Below are 16,209 nucleotides of genomic sequence, written 5' to 3' on the forward strand. Positions count from 1 at the left end.
TCGAAACAGGGGACTCGCCATCGGCCCGCCGTGATGGCGCTATGCTCGCGAAATCTGTCTGCGAGACCCCGGAAGATGCGCATCGTTTTCTGCCTTGCCCTGACTGCGTGGCTGCAGCCTGCCACTGCGCAAAATCTGCCATCCCTGCCCTCGCCGCTGCCGGCCAGCCATGTGTCGGATGCCGGACAATTGCTGGCAGCCGACACCCGCGCCGAACTCGACCGACTGGCAACTCGGCTGGACCAGGCCGGTCGTGGCCAACTGGCGATCGTCGTTGTCGCCAGTACCGGCGACCAGAACCCACGGCAGGCGGCGACCGAGATCTTCAATCGCTGGGGTGTGGGCGACCGCCAGCGCAACGATGGCAGTCTGATCCTGCTGGCCCGCCAGGATCGCAAGGCCGAGATCGTGCTCGGCAAGGGCATCGACAATGCGGCAAACCGCAGTCACGCCCAGGCGGTGATGGACAGCGCCATGGTGCCGCGTTTCCGTGCGGGCGACTATGATCAGGGACTGGTCGCTGGCGCCACCGAACTGCTGCAACGGGTTTACGCCATTGATCTGTCGCGGCCAGCCGAGCAGCCCACCGATGTGGCCGCCTTGATGGCACCTGCGGCCGACTCACCATCGGCCTTGGCAGCATCGCCGACCGAGGCCAGTACCGACCTGGCTGAGAGCCGCGGTTTCGAGACTCAAGCCGAACCGCAAGCGATTGATCTCTCGGCGTGGAAGCCCCAACCGCGGCCGACACCAACGGAGAGCACGGAGAAATCGCCGCTGCGGCCAGGCGTCCTGGCTCTGGTGCTGAGCCTGCTGGCGGCCGGTGCCTGGGCCGTCTACTGGCTGCTGTCACGATTGCTCCGTGTGCTCTGGTGGTTCAGCGGCGGGCGCTGGATGGCGCGGCGCTGCCGCGCCTGCGAGGCCACCATGCAACTGCTGTCGGAAACCGAGGACGACGCCCATCTGCAGCCGGCCGAACTCACCGAAGAGAAGCTGCGCAGTGTGGATTACAGGGTCTGGGTCTGTCCCCGCTGCAGCCGAGTGGACAAGCTCGCCCGCCGCGCCTGGTTCTCCCGGTACAGCAACTGCGGCGCCTGTGGTTCACGCGCGGTCTCACAGGTATCGAGGACCATCAGCAGCCCCACGCGTTATTCCACCGGTCTCGCGCAGATCACCGAGACCTGTCAGAACTGCCATCACGTTCGTACCGAACAGAGGGTGCTGCCGGTTCTCCCGCCGCCATCCGACAACAGCAGCAGCTTCGGCAGTTCCAGCAGCAGCTCCAGCAGCTGGGGCGGCGGCAGCAGCAGCGGCGGCGGCGCCAGCGGCAGCTGGTAGGAAGCTCCACAGGCTCGCCGCCGCAGGAGCGACCTTGCGTCGCGGCCCGCGCTTCGCTGCCATCGCGAAGACTGGGGACTGCCGCGAACCGCAGCCAGACGCAGGACGCGAAGGACGCAAAGGAAAAGCAGAAAGAACACGAAGAACAGCAAAGGCAATTCTGAATTAGCTCTTCTTCGCGACCTTTCTGCTTTTCCTTCGTGATCTTTGCGTCCGGCTTTTGGCGGCAGTCGCGACGCAAGGGCGCTCCTACACGAAACTCGTTTTTCGGGGTGATGCCGGCAGAAGCTCAATGCACGGCGCGCTGCTGAGTCGTGGACTTGCTGGCCAGGCTGAAGCGCGGCTCGGGGTCGATCTCGCCGGCCATCAAGCGCTGCAGGTACTCGCCCACTGCCGGCCCGTGCTTGAAGCCGTGGCCGGAACCGCCGCCAGCCAGCCATACGTGTTCAAGCCCAGGGTGGCGGTCGATGACGAAGTCGCCGTTGCTGCTGTTCTCGTATTGGCAGACCTCGGTACCCAGCAAGGGCGCATTGGCCAAGGCCGGGAAGCGCCTGGCCAGAAAGGCGCGTGCCGAGTCGATGCCCTCGGGTGTAGGTGTACGCTCCTGGCACTCCGGATCGACCAACGGCCCGTGGCGGTCGCAGGCCAGCTTGAAGCCGCGCGATTCCAGATCGGGCATGCCGTACCACTCGCCATCGAAATCCATCCAGGTGGGTAGCTGCGCGGGCCCGAATCGGGACTCGTCAGCGGGTATCCCGAAGTAATGGACCTCCTGTCGAGTCACGAACAAGCGGCCGGCCATGGCCTCGGGCAGCACCTGGTCCAGCCAGGGTCCGCAGGCGTACACGATCTGCTCAGCTTCGAAACGGGCACCGCTGCGGGTGATCAATCCAGCTGCGCAGCTTGCTGCCGTGAGCGGCAAGACCTGATCACGGCGGTACACCGCACCGCGGGCACAGGCATCGGCCACCACCGCCTGCACCGCCCGTCGCGCCAGCAGCGCGCCGCTGTGCGGCTCGAAGATGGCCCAGCCCTGATCAGGCACCTGAATCTGCGGATAGCGAGCGCGCAACGCGGCCGCATCCAGCACGTCGTGATTGACACCGGCATCGACCAGCGCGGCCACCGATTGCTCTGCGGCCGCCTGCCCACGCATCGCCATCCACAGCACGCCGGTAGGCTGGAACAGCTCCGGCCGGGCGATCTGATCGAAGAGCTCACGCCACTGCGTCAGTGACTGCCGGGCCATGCGCGTGTACAGCGCATCCGGCCCGTAGGCACAACGGATGACCCGGCTCTCGCCGCCGGAGCTTGCCCGCGTGTTGGCCGGCCCGTGTTGATCGATCAGCAGCACGCGACGCCCGGCACGCACCTGATGCCAGGCAATCCAGGCGCCAAATACGCCGGCACCGATCACCGCCACATCGAATCGCGCACCACCCATTCCCGATCTCCATCTCCATGACTCACCTGAGTCTCGCAGCGAGTTGCGAGCCTGCGCCCCAACCCAGTCCTGTCATGCAGCGCGCCAAGCCCGCAAGCTGACTGCCACCATCAGGCGCGGCGGCGGGCATTGGCCTCGAAGTACGGGGCATGGGTATTGCGATGCAGATAGCGCCCGGCGCCGCGCTCGGCACGCAGATCGCCGTCGACCCAGGCCAGCTGGCCGCGGGTGAAGGTGTGGGTGGCCACGCCGGTGACCGTGCGGCCCTCGAAGACATTGAAGTCGATGTTCTGATGATGCGTCGCCGCCGAGATGGTGCGGCTAGCCTGGGCATCCCAGATCACCAGATCAGCGTCGGCACCCACCCGCATCGAGCCCTTGCGCGGATACAAGCCGAAGATCTGTGCGGCATTGGCCGAGGTCACGCGTACGAACTCGCTCGGGGTCAGACGACCAGTGCCGACGCCGTAGTGCCACAGCAGCGACATGCGGTCCTCGATGCCGGCGCAACCATTCGGAATCAGCGTGAAATTGTCCTTGCCGGCCGCCTTCTGCGGCGCGCAGAAGCAGCAGTGATCGGTGGCGGTGGTATGCAGATGACCAGCCTGCAAGCCGGCCCACAGTGCGTCCTGATGATGTTTGGGGCGGAAAGGCGGGCTCATCACATGGCCGGCGGCAAAGGTGAAATCGGGATTGCGATAAACCGAATCATCGATCAGCAGATGCCCGGCCAGCACCTCGCCGAACACCCGCTGACCCTCGCCGCGCGCCCGCGCAATGGCTTCCAGCGCATCTTCGGCCGAGACATGCACCACATACAGCGAGGTGCCCAGCACCTCGGCGATGCGGATCGCGCGGTTGGCGGCCTCCCCTTCCACCGCCGGTGGCCGTGACAACGGATGCCCCTCGGGGCCGGTAATGCCCTGCTCGACCAGCTGCTTCTGCAGCCGGAACACCAGTTCGCCGTTCTCCGCATGGACGGTCGGCAGCGCACCCAGTTCGAGGCAGCGGCTGAAGCTGGACACCAAGGCCTCGTCATCGCACATGATGGCGTTCTTGTAAGCCATGAAGTGCTTGAAGCTGGCTACCCCGTGCTCCTGGGCCAGCGTGCCCATATCTCGGTAGACCGATTCATCCCACCAGGTGATCGCCACATGGAAGCCGTAATCGGCAGAGGCCTTTTCAGCCCAGCCACGCCAGGTCTGGAAAGCCTCCATCAGCGATTGCTGCGGGTCCGGAATCACGAAATCGATGATGCTGGTGGTGCCACCGGCCAGACCTGCCGCGGTGCCCGTATAGAAATCATCGCTGGCGACCGTGCCCATGAACGGCAGTTGCATATGCGTGTGCGGATCGATGCCACCCGGCATCACCAGGCGCCCGCCAGCATCGATCACCGTCGCACCGGCCGGGGCCTCCAGCCCCTCACCCACCGCCGCGATCTTGCCTTCGGCTATCAAGACATCGGCGCGCCATTGGGTATCGGCATCGACAACGGTACCGCCGCGAATGAGAGTGGACGACATGACAGGCTCCGAAATCTGCAGCGAGAAAGCCCTACGCTACGACCAATCGCCAGTGCAGGTCAAAAGCGAATCGACGGCCCCGGGATTTCATGGACAGCCTCTGCGCTTCTGCGCTTCTGTGGGTCCAGACTTGTGTGGACCTACGGCGGCACCAACAACTGACAACCGACAACCGACAACCGACAACCCACAACCCACAACCAGCAACGCCCCTCAGCGCTTGCGCATCAACAGCAGATACACCGCTCCCGCCACCAGCAGGCCGACAAACCAGGCGTAGGTATAGATCGCATTGAGCAGGTCCGGCACGCCGCTGACGAAACCCGCGGCCTGCAGGAAGCCCGGCAGATTGGGGAGCACGCCGAGCACCAATGCGATCACCGCTGCTGGATTCCAGCCGCCGCGATAGCTGTATTCGCCTTCATGACGGAACAGCGCGGCCACATCCAGCTCGGTTCGGCGGATCAGGAAATAGTCGGCCAGCATGATGCCGGCGATCGGCCCCAGCAGCGCCGAATAACCGATCAACCAGGTGAAGATGTAGGCGCCGGTCGACTCCAGCAGCTTCCACGGGAAGATGGCGATGCCGATGCCGGCGGTGATGTAGCCGCCCATGCGAAAGGAGATCTTCTCCGGCGCCAGATTCGAGAAACCGTTGGCCGGGGCCACGACGTTGGCGGCGAGGTTGGTCGTCAGCGTGGCCAGCAACAAGGCCAACAAGGCCACCACGACCGCCGATCCGCCCATGCGCCCGGTCAGCGCCACCGGATCCCAGATCGCTTCGCCATAGATGATCACCGTCGCCGAGGTCACGGCGACGCCGACAAAAGCCAGCAGGGCCATTGGCAGCGGCAGTCCCAGCGCCTGACCGATGATCTGGTCGCGCTGGCTCTTGGCATAGCGGGTGAAGTCCGGAATGTTCAGCGCCAGCGTGGCCCAGAAGCCGACCATGGCCGTCAGCGAGGGCCAGAACACCGAGGCAAACTGGCCTGCGCGGTCGCCGCCTTCGGCAAAGCGGGAGGGCGTGGACAGCATCGGCCCGAAGCCATCGGCCTGCACATAGGCCCAGCCCAGCAGCGCCAGACACATCAGGATCAGCAAGGGTGCCGCCAGCAGTTCCAGCCAGCGGATCGACTCGGTGCCGTAGCGGATGAACACCACGTGCAGCGCCCAGAAGGCCAGGAAACTCAGGGTCTGACCCAGATCGATGCCGAGCAGCGGCAGCTTGTCGCCGACGATGGCGTCGCCGGTCACCACATTGAGGATGGTGTAGATCGCCGCGCCACCCACCCAGGTCTGGATCCCGAACCAACCACAGGCGACCAGACCACGCAGCACCGCCGGCAGCTTGGCGCCGCGGGTGCCGAAGCTGGCGCGCAGCAGCACCGGAAACGGGATGCCGTGTTTGGCACCGGCATGCCCGATCAGCAGCATCGGCACCAGCACGATCAGGTTTGCCAGCAGGATGGTGCCGACCGCCTGGCCCCAGCTCATGCCCTCGCTGACCATGCCCGCCGCCAGCATGTAGGCGGGCACGCAGACCACCATGCCCACCCACAGCGCGGCGATGGCCTTCCAGTCCCAGGTGCGCTGATCCGGCGTGCTTGGCAGCAGATCGGAATTGATCAGATCCGAGGTACCGAGGATCTTGGTGGGTGCGCTGGGGCTGATCATGGTTAGGGCCACCTGTGCTCGACGCGGTATCTTGATGACGAATCTATACACAAGTTTTGCGCACCGAAGAACGAATTTCAGGAGAGGGGCTCGGCGGGCATTCCATCACCTGGTATCAGCGGGATGAAAGCGACCTCGCTCTTCGCGGTCTCGCCAGAGCCTGTTGGCAGCTGACTCCAAGCGGGTATACCTTGCGCACATATGGATCACGGCAACAACCGAGGAAGAACTGGCCAGTCGCTTGTCGATACTTGGAAGAATCACTTTCCAGCCATAGCCCTTCGGCAGTACAACAGCTGATTCGCGGTTTCGGTTTTCACACTCCCCCTCTTCCGATCATCAGGATTCCCCATGCGATTTAGAATTCCTGCCGCCATTGCGGTCACTCTGACGCTGGCCTCATGCGATCAGCCTGATAGATCCCCCGAGGGAAGCCCAGCGGCACAGGCGCCGGTCTCGGTGACCGCAGAGGCGCAGAGTGATGCCCGCTTTACCGAGCTCTCTGCACGCTGGGTGGACGGCCGCATGCGCCTGAGTCCGCTCTACGCCACGGCCATCGGCGATCATCGTTTCGATGGCGATATTGACGACCTGAGTGCCGACGGCCGCCGTGCCGCCGCGGAATTCAGCCAGAAACTGCTGACCGAACTGAGCGCGATCGACAGCACGGCGCTGTCGCGTGAAAACCAGGTCGATGCGCTGATCCTGCGCAACCAGCTCGAATACGATCTGTGGGGCCTGAACACCTCGCAGGAGTGGGCCTGGGATCCGCAGGTCTATTCGCAGGCGGCGGGCGGCGCCATCTACAGTCTGATGGCGCGCGATTTCGCGCCCGTCAGCGAGCGCCTGGCCAATGTCACCCTGCGCATCGAGAAGCTGCCCCGGCTGTACGCTCAGATGCGCGAAAACCTCGATCCCAAAAGGGTGCCGAAGGTGCACGCCGAAACCGTGTCCAGACAGCATGCCGGCGTCCTCAGCCTGATCGACGAGATGGTGCTGCCGGCGGCGGAGGCGCTGGATGCCGAGTCCAGACAGCGCCTGGATGCCGCCATCGCCACGCTGCGCACTTCCGTGGCCGAACAGCAGACCTGGATCGATCAAGAGCTGGTGCCCAAAGCCGAGGGCGATTTCCGCATCGGCCAGGCGCTGTATGACGCCAAACTCCGGTTTGCCCTGAACTCGGAATTGTCGCGTGCCGACATCGGCCAGCGCGCCGAGGCCGAGATCACCCGCGTGCGCGAGCAGATGTATCAGATCGCCCGCGAGGTACTGGCCGATCGCCCGGAGGCTCCGACCCTGCCTGAAAGCCCCGATGAAGCGCAGCAGCAGGCGGCCATCGAGGCGGCACTGGAACTGGCCTATGCCGACAAGCCGGCACGCGATCAGGTGGTCGCCACCGTTGAGTCCACCCTGGAAGAAGCCACCCGCTTCACCCGCGAGAAGGATCTGGTCACGCTGCCCGATGCACCGGTCAAGATCATCCTGATGCCCGAGTTCCAGCGCGGTGTCTCGGTGGCCTACTGCGATTCACCAGGGCCACTGGACAAGCATCTCGACACCTTCTACGCGGTCTCACCGATTCCGGAAGACTGGAGCGATGCCCAGGTCGATTCCTTCCTGCGCGAATACAACACGCGCATGCTGCACCTGCTGACCATCCACGAAGCCATGCCCGGCCACTATGTCGAGGGCGCACACTCGGCCAAGCACCCGTCGATGCTGCGCGGCGTGCTGCGCTCGGGCATGTTTGCAGAAGGTTGGGCGGTGTACACCGAAGAAGTCATGATGGAACAGGGCTACCTCGACCACGATCCGCTGTTCAAGCTGATGCGCTACAAGTTCTATCTGCGCGCCGTCGCCAACGCCATCCTCGATCAGGGCGTGCATGTCGACAACTGGACCCGCGAGCAGGCCATGGATCTGATGGTGCGCCGCACCTTCCAGCAGGAACGCGAAGCCGCCGGCAAGTGGGTGCGCGTGCAGCTCACCAGCGCCCAACTGCCCACCTATTTCGTTGGCGTGCAGGAGCATTTCGAAACCCGCCGCGCAGTCATGGCCCGCGAGGGCGAGGCTTTCAAGCTCAAGGCTTACCATGACCGCGTGCTCGCCTACGGCGCACCACCGGTGCGCTTCGTGCGGCAGTTGATGCTGGATGAGGCCATACGGTAGCCAGCGGGGACACGGCGACGACATGGAACTGGAGCCCTGTTCGACGATGGCGCGCATTGACCGTTTTCCAGGAGGCCAATCTTGGCATTGACTCAGGCCATCGCGCTGCTGCGGGTGACCGACGTGGCAAGATCCATGGCGTGGTACCGGGGCTATCTGGCCTTTGTGGGTGATCCGTTTCCGTCTTCGCCCCCGCACGAGTTCGCCATCCTGAGACATGCGGCGGTCGAACTGATGCTGCGCAAGGGGTCACCTGCACCGCGCTCCACCCATCCTTATGATTGGGATCTGTACCTGCGCCGGGAAGGCGCCGGCTTTCGCGAGATATATGCCGCATTCAGCGCCCACGGCATCGTCACCCGGCGACTGGAGCGCATGCCGTACGGCATGGCCGAATTTGAATTGACCGACCCCGACGGTTATCGCATCTGCCTGGGTCAGCCTTTGACTCACATGGACGATCTGCCAGCAGCGGAACTCTGAAATGCGGTCGAACTCATACGCGGCCGGCAAGCGCGCAGGCTCCCCCGGCCGAGAATCCGGCCACCGCCAAGCCGCCGCCATGGTCGGGTGCCGGCTGGAAATCGGCAATTTCGGTCAAATAATGTAGAGCCGTGCGCTGTCCCGTGGGTCCGCTAACTGCGAGCTGTGCGCGGGATGCTGAAAACGCATAGCATCCGAGGGGTCACCTGCCCTTCGGTAGCCTCGCACCGCGTGTTCGCATGGTTCACATTGCAGCTGCGCAGACTTGCCGCCATGCTCGGCTTTGGCCGGGCCAGTTCTGCCAATGACGATTTCGACCCCGAGCTGCGTGAGGTGTTCTTCGCAGAATTGGACGACGTCGGCGAAACGCTGAACAGCGCCTTCGTCATCTGGCGCGTCAATAGCGCCGACCAGAACGCGCTGAAGAATCTGCGGCGTGGCTTTCACACCATCAAGGGTTCGGCGCTGCTGGTGGGTGCGAATGATCTTGGCGACTTCTGTCGGCATCTGGAACAACTGATGATCCGGCTGATGGAGCAACAGCTGAAGGTGACGCCGGCGATGATCGTCACCGTCGACCAGGCCATCGCCCTGCTGCCGGCCTATGCCATCGCCATCCGCGATGGCCGCGCGCCGCCGCCCCAGGCGCGCGCCGTGGCCAATCGGGCGCAGCGTTTGCTGGCTTGAGGTTCGACACTGCCCGCGGGCTTTGAACCTGGCCCCTGTGGGAGCGGCTTCAGCCGCAACGCTTGGCGTAGGGCACAGGCTCGGAGCGGCTCTTCGTCTTCTGGTACGCGCGAAGCGGCGCCGCGGCGCTCTCCAAGGCAACGGCCGGCAGGTGCTTGAGGTTAGCCCGCCTCCACCTTGCGCATCGGATTGTTTGGGTGGGTGGTCCAGTTGCTGTAGCCACCGTCGTCCACGCGCTCCATGGTGATGCAGCCATCGACCGGGCAGACGTGCATGCACAGATTGCAGCCCACGCATTCCTCGTCGACGACTTCAAAGAAGCGCAGGCCGTCCTTTTCCTTGGTGATGGCCTGGTGCGAGGTGTCTTCGCAGGCGATGTGGCAAAGCCCGCATTTCACGCACTTGTCCTGGTCGATGCGGGCCTTGATGTCGTATTTCATGTTCAGGAACTGCCAGTCGGTGACGTTCGGCACCGCCTTGCCGACGAAATCACTGAGGCGCGCGTAGCCCTTGGCGTCCATCCAGTGGTTCAGTCCGTCGATCATGTCGTCGACGATGCGGAAGCCGTAATGCATGGCGGCGGTGCAGACCTGCACCGTGCCGCAGCCGAGCGCCATGAATTCGGCAGCATCGCGCCATGTACCGATGCCGCCGATGCCGCTGATCGGCTTGCCGCGGGTTTCCGCGTCGCGAGCAATTTCGGCGACCATGTTCAGCGCGATCGGCCGCACCGCCGGACCGCAATAGCCGCCGTGCGTGCCCTTGCCGTCGACCGTCGGGGTCGGTGCCATCAGGTCCAGATCCACGGACGTGATCGAGTTGATGGTGTTGATCAGCGACACCGCATCGGCGCCGCCGCGGAAGGCGGCCCGCGCCGAGGTGCGGATGTCGGTGATGTTCGGCGTGAGCTTGACGATGCAGGGCAGACGCGAGTGCTGCTTGACCCAGCGCGCCACCATCTCCACGTACTCGGGAACCTGCCCGACCGCCGAGCCCATGCCGCGCTCGCTCATACCGTGCGGGCAGCCGAAGTTCAGTTCCACGGCGTCGGCGCCGGTGTCTTCGACCATCGGCAGGATGTACTTCCACGAGGCCTCGTCGCAGGGCACCATCAGTGACACCACCATGGCCCGATCCGGCCACAAGCGCTTGATCTCGGCGATTTCCTTGAGATTGACTGCCAGCGGCCGATCGGTGATCAGCTCGATGTTGTTGAGCCCGGCAATACGCTGGCCATTGAGCTTGACCGCGCCATAGCGCGAGCTGACATTGACCACCGGCGGATCGATGCCGAGGGTTTTCCACACCACCCCGCCCCAACCCGCCTCGAAGGCACGATTGACGTTGTAAGCCTTGTCCGTCGGCGGCGCCGAGGCCAGCCAGAAGGGATTGGGCGAACGGATACCTACGAAGTTGCTGGACAGGTCAGCCACGGCACGCTCCAAACATTGTCGGGTCCTTGCGAGAAGAGTGGGACGCAAAGGACGCAAAGGAAAAGCAGAAAGGTCGCGAAGGAATCATGGATAGTGAACTACACGCTGCATGCCATGGCGCAGGGCAGCAGTATTGAAATTGAACAGCAGACCTAGATGCTTTCCCGAGAATCGCAGGTAAGTCAGCAGTTGTGCCGTATGAATGCTCTGGAGTTTGTCGATCGACTTGACCTCCACGACCACGAGATCCTCGACCAGAAGGTCGATCCGGTAGGCATCTGGAAGTTCGATGCCCTTGTAATTGACCGCCAGCTGCGGTTGTCGCAACACGCGCAGCCCATCCAGTCGAAGCTGGTGAGCCAACGCCATTTCGTATGCCGACTCGAGCAGACCCGGCCCCAAGGTCCGATGCACTTCGATGGCCGCGCCAATGATCTGATTCGAACACGACTCCTGATCCACCTGACAAGTCCCTCTCCTGAAACGCCAAGCTGCCATGTCGCATGACGGAGCTCCGAATGCAGCCTGAAAATCTTCGCGTCCTTGCTGCTTTTCCTTCGCGTCCTTCGCGTCCCGCTCCTGCCCACACCCTAGCGACTGAGTTCCTGGTGGATCGACGCGGCTGCGCGTTTGCCGTCTTCGACGGCCTGGACGGTGAGATCGAGTTTGCCGCCGACGCAGTCGCCGCCGGCCCAGACGCGTTCGATGGTGGTGTGGAACTCGGCGTCTACCGCGATGCGGCCGTGGCGCAGGGCAGGGGCGTTGGGGCCTGGCGCGAAGGCCTGACCGATGGCCTTGAGCACGCTGTCGGCGGCCAGCGCAAAGGTCTCGCCGGTGCCTTGCAGGCGACCGTTGCTGTCGACTTCGGTGTACTCGAACTCGACGCCAGACACGCTGCCTTCATGCGCCTGCACGGCCATCGGCCGGGCCCAATGCACGATGCGCACGCCCTCGTCGCGGGCGAAAGCCTGTTCGAGCACGGTGGCACTCATGGACTCGGGTCCACGGCGGTAGACCAGCGTGACTTCTTCGGCACCCAGGCGACGGCTCTGGATGGCGGCATCGATGGCGGTGTTGCCGCCCCCGATCACGACCACTCGGCGACCCACCGGCAGCCTGGCCAGATCCGGGCACTGGCGCAATTCGGCGATGAACTCCACCGCGTCGCGCACGCCGGGCAGGTCTTCGCCGGGAATGCCCAGCGCGTTGACGGCGCCCAGGCCCAGACCCAGGAACACGGCATGGAAGTTCTCGCGCAGTTGCGGCAGGTCCAGATTGATGCCCAGGGTGTAGCCGGGTTGCACGCTGATGCCGCCAATGGACAGCAACCAGTCGATCTCGGCCTGGGCGAAGTCCGGCACCTTGTAGGCGGCGATGCCGTATTCGTTGAGACCGCCGGCTTTGGCGCGGGCTTCGAAGATCACCACTTCATGGCCTTCGCGCGCGAGTGCATGGGCGCAGCTCAGGCCCGCCGGCCCGGCACCGACCACGGCAATGCGTTTGCCGGTATCAGGTTTGCGGCTGAACAGCCGTGCGCCGTCGCGATAGACCCAGTCGGTGGCGTAGCGTTGCAGCGCGCCGATCTGCACCGGCTTGTGGTCATCGACATTGCGCACGCAGGCGCCTTCGCACAGCACTTCGGTGGGGCAGACCCGGGCGCAGGAGCCGCCGAGGATATTGGCTGAGAGGATGTCGGTGGCCGCGCCCTTGAGATTGTCGGTGCTGATGCGCTTGATGAAGCTCGGGATATCGATGCCGGTTGGACAGGCCGTGGTGCAGGGCGCGTCGTAGCAATAGAAACAGCGCTGCGCCGCGAGCAAGGCCTGCTGCCGATCCAGCGGCGGCGCCACATCAGCAAAGTTCTCCGCCAGCGCCTCGGCACTGAGCCTGCCCGCCTGGATATCGCCGTGAGTCAGTCGTGTCATCGTGGTTCCCGCTGGTCTTCTTGTAATGGCCAAATCATGTCGTCAACTTGATGCAAGAGCGCTGGACGCGAAGGACGCGAAGGAACAGCAGAAAGGTCAGGAAGAGGTCATCGGAATGACTTCGGTTGCTCGAACCTCGGCTCGCATTCAGAGACCGACAGGAGCAGGACCTGCGCGACCTGCCGCACATGAGTCATCCCGGAATTCATTTGCACGGGCAGGCGAGTCCACATCTGATCTGATCCCTTCGCGTCCTTTCTGCTGTTCCTTCGCGTCCTTCGCGTCCGTCTTTCTGGTCGGGCGACCAACTACCTTGATGCCCGTCCCAGCATCGCATGCAGCAGCACATTGCAGCCGGCTTCGATCCATTCGGGCTTGGCGTCTTCGATTTCGTTGTGGCTGATGCCGCCGACGCAGGGCACGAAGACCATCGAGGTGGGCGCGACCTGGGCCAGATAGCAGGCGTCGTGGCCGGCGCCGGAGACGATGTCGCGGTGGCTGTAGCCGAAGCGTTCGGCAGCCGCACGCACCGAGTTCACGCAGTCGCTGTCGAAGGGCACCGGGGCGTAGTAGAAGATCTGTTCGAGCTTGCTCACCTCGACCTTGCTGTGGGCCGCGATGCGGTCGATGCCGGCGCGCAGTTCAGCGTCCATCTGCGACAGCACCGCATCGTCCGGATGGCGCAGATCCACGGTGAAGAACACCCGGCCCGGGATCACATTGCGCGAATTCGGATGCACTTGCAGCATGCCGACCGTGGCGCAGGCGTAGGGCGCGTGGGCGTGGCCGATCTGATTGACCAGATCGATCACCCGGGCAGCGCCGAGCAGCGCGTCGCGGCGGCGTGGCATCGGTGTGGGGCCGGCGTGTGATTCCTGACCGGTGAACACCACCTCGTACCAGCGCTGGCCCTGGGCATGGGTGACCACGCCGATGGTCACGCCCTCGGTTTCCAGGATCGGGCCCTGCTCGATGTGCAACTCGAAGGCAGCGTGAATCGGTTTGCCCATGGGCTGATCGCCGGCATAACCGATGCGCGCCAGTTCCTCGCCCATGGTCTTGCCATCGACATCGGCGCGCGACAATCCGTATTCCAGGGTGAACACACCGGCAAAGACACCCGAGGCGACCATCGCCGGCGCAAAGCGTGAACCTTCCTCATTGGTCCAGATCACCACTTCGACAGGCCGGTCGGTCTCGACGCCGTGATCGTTGAGGCTGCGGATCACCTCCAGCCCGCCGAGCACGCCGTAGATGCCGTCGAAGCGACCGCCAGTGGGCTGAGAATCGGCATGCGAACCGGTCACCACGGGCGTCAGGCTGTTGTCCTTGCCGGCGCGTCGGGCGAACACGTTGCCCATCTGATCCACGGTGATAGTGCAGCCGGCCTCCCGGGCCCAGCGCACGAACAGATCGCGGCCCTCACGGTCGAGATCGGTCAGCGCCAGCCGGCAGACCCCACCCTTCGCCGTGGCCCCGATCTTCGCCATTTCCATCAGGCTGTCCCACAGACGCTGGCCGTTGATGGCGAGCGGTTGGTCTTGCGGTTTCAATACGGCGTTCATGCACCCTCCTGTGGGCACCGAAACTGCTACTCAATGAGTAAAACGGGAAACGTAAAACGTCAATTTGGCTGATTGACGGTCAACGCTTCAGACCCGGCCCGTCGACACCCACCCAAGTTGCAAAACGTCGACGCTTCCAGTTGACGTTTTACGTTTTACGTTTCACTGCTCCTAATGCGGCATCACGAACTGCGCACCCGCCCGGATGCTGGTCGGCCAGCGCGTCGTAACAGCTTTCAGGCGGGTGTAGAAACGCACGCCTTCGGGGCCGTAGACGTGGTGATCGCCGAACAGCGAGGCCTTCCAGCCGCCGAAACTGTGGAAGGCGCTGGGCACCGGAATCGGCACGTTGACGCCGACCATGCCGACCTGCACCCGATTGACGTAGTCGCGGGCGGCATCGCCATCGCGGGTGAAGATCGCGGTGCCGTTGCCGTATTCGTGGTTGTTGACCAGCGCCAGCGCTTCCTCGTAGCTGGCCACGCGCACCACCACCAGCACCGGGCCGAAGATCTCTTCGCGGTAGATGCGCATCTCCGGCTTGACGTGATCGAACAGACAACCGCCCAGGAAATAGCCGTCGCCGGCATCGGGAATGGCTCGATCACGACCGTCCACGGCCAGTTCTGCGCCTTCAGCCACGCCCAGATCGACATAGCCGCGTACGCGATCTCGATGCTGCGCGGTGATCAGCGGCCCCATGTCCATGCCCGGCGCGTCGCCCGGGCCGATCTTCAGGGCCTGCACGCGCGGCGACAAACGTGCGATCAGGGCATCGGCGGTCTCGTCTCCCACCGCCACCGCCACCGAAATCGCCATGCAGCGCTCGCCGGCGGAACCGTAGCCCGCGCCCATCAGCGCATCGGCGGCCTGATCCAGATCAGCGTCGGGCATGACCACCATATGGTTCTTGGCGCCACCCAGCGCCTGCACGCGCTTGCCGTGGCGGGCGCCGGTCTCGTAGATGTATTTCGCAATCGGTGTCGAACCGACGAAACTGACGGCGCGCACATCCGGGTGTTCCAGCAGCGCATCGACCGCCACCTTGTCGCCATGCACCACATTGAACACGCCCGGCGGCAAGCCGGCCTGGGCCAGCCAGTCAGCCAGCAGCAGCGAGGACGAAGGATCGCGCTCCGACGGTTTCAGCACGAAGGTGTTGCCGCAGGCGATGGCGATGGGAAACATCCACATCGGCACCATCGCCGGGAAGTTGAAGGGGGTGATGCCGGCAACGACGCCCAGCGGCTGACGCATCGAATAGGCGTCCACCTGCGCCGACACATTCTCGGTGGTTTCGCCCTTCAGCAGATGCGGAATGCCGCAGGCGAACTCGACCACTTCCAGTCCACGAGCCACTTCACCGAGGGCATCGCTGTGGGTCTTGCCGTGCTCGGCGGTGATCTGCGCGGCCAGCACATCGGCATTGGCTTCGAGGATATCGCGCAGCTTGAACATCACCCGCGCGCGCTTCTGCGGCGGCGTCGCCGCCCAGGCCGGGAAGGCCGCCAGCGCCGCGGCAACCGCAGCATCTACCTGGGCACGATCGGCGAGTGGCAGCACACCGGTCTGCACGCCGGTGGCCGGGTTGTAGACCGCACCGGTGCGTCCTGACGCCTGGGCTACCCGGCTGCCGTTGACATAATGCGCGATCCAGCTGGGCTGGGTGGAATCATCCGTGTCCTGGTTGCTGCGTACCGCACTCATGGCCTGCGCCTTCCAGCTGTCACAAAGTGGTGACGAGCCTACATCAGAGCGAGAGTCCTTGGCACTGGCGGCTGCGGTTGTCGCTACTCGGCGGGAGTCCCGGTCGCCCCGGGCGGTGCGCGCATTCGCGCATCAAACAGGGTGCAGGGGGCGGGGGACCCACGTCGCGGCACGGTCATATCATGCGACGAGGCTGGACCCCTGCCCCCTGCCCCTTGACCCTTGTTTTAAATACTTATATATCAATGTATTAACGTA

Annotated in this window: 12 protein-coding genes; 4 read left to right on the forward strand and 8 right to left on the reverse strand. The window is 64.2% G+C overall.

Going from position 1 to position 16,209, the window contains the following annotated elements; genetic code table 11:
• Window positions 1-75 precede the first annotated feature (75 nt).
• Entirely contained in the window at window positions 76-1,338 is a 1,263-nt protein-coding gene (locus H7A19_17300; protein ID MCP5476590.1) for a TPM domain-containing protein, read from the forward strand.
• A 289-nt stretch (window positions 1,339-1,627) separates the two neighbouring features.
• On the opposite strand, the gene H7A19_17305 is transcribed toward H7A19_17300, so the two are convergent.
• The 3 genes from H7A19_17305 to H7A19_17315 all read right to left on the reverse strand — a co-directional run bounded on the left by H7A19_17305 (window position 1,628) and on the right by H7A19_17315 (window position 5,982).
• Window positions 1,628-2,782: an FAD-dependent oxidoreductase gene (locus H7A19_17305; GenBank protein ID MCP5476591.1), complete on the reverse strand. Its 1,155-nt coding sequence runs from the start codon at window positions 2,780-2,782 to the stop codon at window positions 1,628-1,630.
• 110 nt (window positions 2,783-2,892) lie between these two features.
• Complete coding sequence (gene hydA / locus H7A19_17310) at window positions 2,893-4,308, reverse strand: dihydropyrimidinase (GenBank protein ID MCP5476592.1); 1,416 nt, start codon at window positions 4,306-4,308, stop codon at window positions 2,893-2,895.
• A 213-nt stretch (window positions 4,309-4,521) separates the two neighbouring features.
• On the reverse strand, window positions 4,522-5,982 hold the full coding sequence (locus H7A19_17315) for an NCS1 family nucleobase:cation symporter-1 (GenBank protein ID MCP5476593.1): 1,461 nt from the start codon (window positions 5,980-5,982) through the stop codon (window positions 4,522-4,524).
• A 351-nt stretch (window positions 5,983-6,333) separates the two neighbouring features.
• Between H7A19_17315 and H7A19_17320 the strand changes: the two genes are divergently transcribed.
• From H7A19_17320 to H7A19_17330, 3 genes are all read left to right on the forward strand, one after another.
• The gene (locus H7A19_17320; protein ID MCP5476594.1) at window positions 6,334-8,151 is read left to right on the forward strand and encodes a DUF885 domain-containing protein; all 1,818 of its coding nucleotides are present in this window, start codon (window positions 6,334-6,336) and stop codon (window positions 8,149-8,151) included.
• 81 nt (window positions 8,152-8,232) lie between these two features.
• Window positions 8,233-8,634, forward strand: coding sequence for a hypothetical protein (locus tag H7A19_17325; protein MCP5476595.1), 402 nt, complete (start codon window positions 8,233-8,235; stop codon window positions 8,632-8,634).
• A gap of 231 nt (window positions 8,635-8,865) precedes the next feature.
• Window positions 8,866-9,321, forward strand: coding sequence for an Hpt domain-containing protein (locus H7A19_17330; protein ID MCP5476596.1), 456 nt, complete (start codon window positions 8,866-8,868; stop codon window positions 9,319-9,321).
• 161 nt (window positions 9,322-9,482) lie between these two features.
• Here H7A19_17330 and preA read toward each other — a convergent pair whose 3' ends face one another.
• The 5 genes from preA to H7A19_17355 form a co-directional block, all read right to left on the reverse strand.
• The gene (gene preA / locus H7A19_17335; protein ID MCP5476597.1) at window positions 9,483-10,754 is read right to left on the reverse strand and encodes an NAD-dependent dihydropyrimidine dehydrogenase subunit PreA; all 1,272 of its coding nucleotides are present in this window, start codon (window positions 10,752-10,754) and stop codon (window positions 9,483-9,485) included.
• A gap of 84 nt (window positions 10,755-10,838) precedes the next feature.
• A complete protein-coding gene (locus H7A19_17340) occupies window positions 10,839-11,252 on the reverse strand; it encodes a GxxExxY protein (protein ID MCP5476598.1) in 414 nt (137 codons plus the stop codon).
• Window positions 11,253-11,344: 92 nt separating this feature from the next.
• Window positions 11,345-12,679: an NAD(P)-dependent oxidoreductase gene (locus tag H7A19_17345; protein ID MCP5476599.1), complete on the reverse strand. Its 1,335-nt coding sequence runs from the start codon at window positions 12,677-12,679 to the stop codon at window positions 11,345-11,347.
• A 308-nt stretch (window positions 12,680-12,987) separates the two neighbouring features.
• The gene (locus tag H7A19_17350) at window positions 12,988-14,244 is read right to left on the reverse strand and encodes a Zn-dependent hydrolase (protein MCP5476600.1); all 1,257 of its coding nucleotides are present in this window, start codon (window positions 14,242-14,244) and stop codon (window positions 12,988-12,990) included.
• Window positions 14,245-14,415: 171 nt separating this feature from the next.
• On the reverse strand, window positions 14,416-15,951 hold the full coding sequence (locus H7A19_17355) for a CoA-acylating methylmalonate-semialdehyde dehydrogenase (protein ID MCP5476601.1): 1,536 nt from the start codon (window positions 15,949-15,951) through the stop codon (window positions 14,416-14,418).
• Window positions 15,952-16,209: the final 258 nt, after the last annotated feature.

It is taken from the genome of Rhodanobacteraceae bacterium, assembly GCA_024234055.1.
Classification (GTDB): Bacteria; Pseudomonadota; Gammaproteobacteria; order Xanthomonadales; family SZUA-5; genus JADKFD01.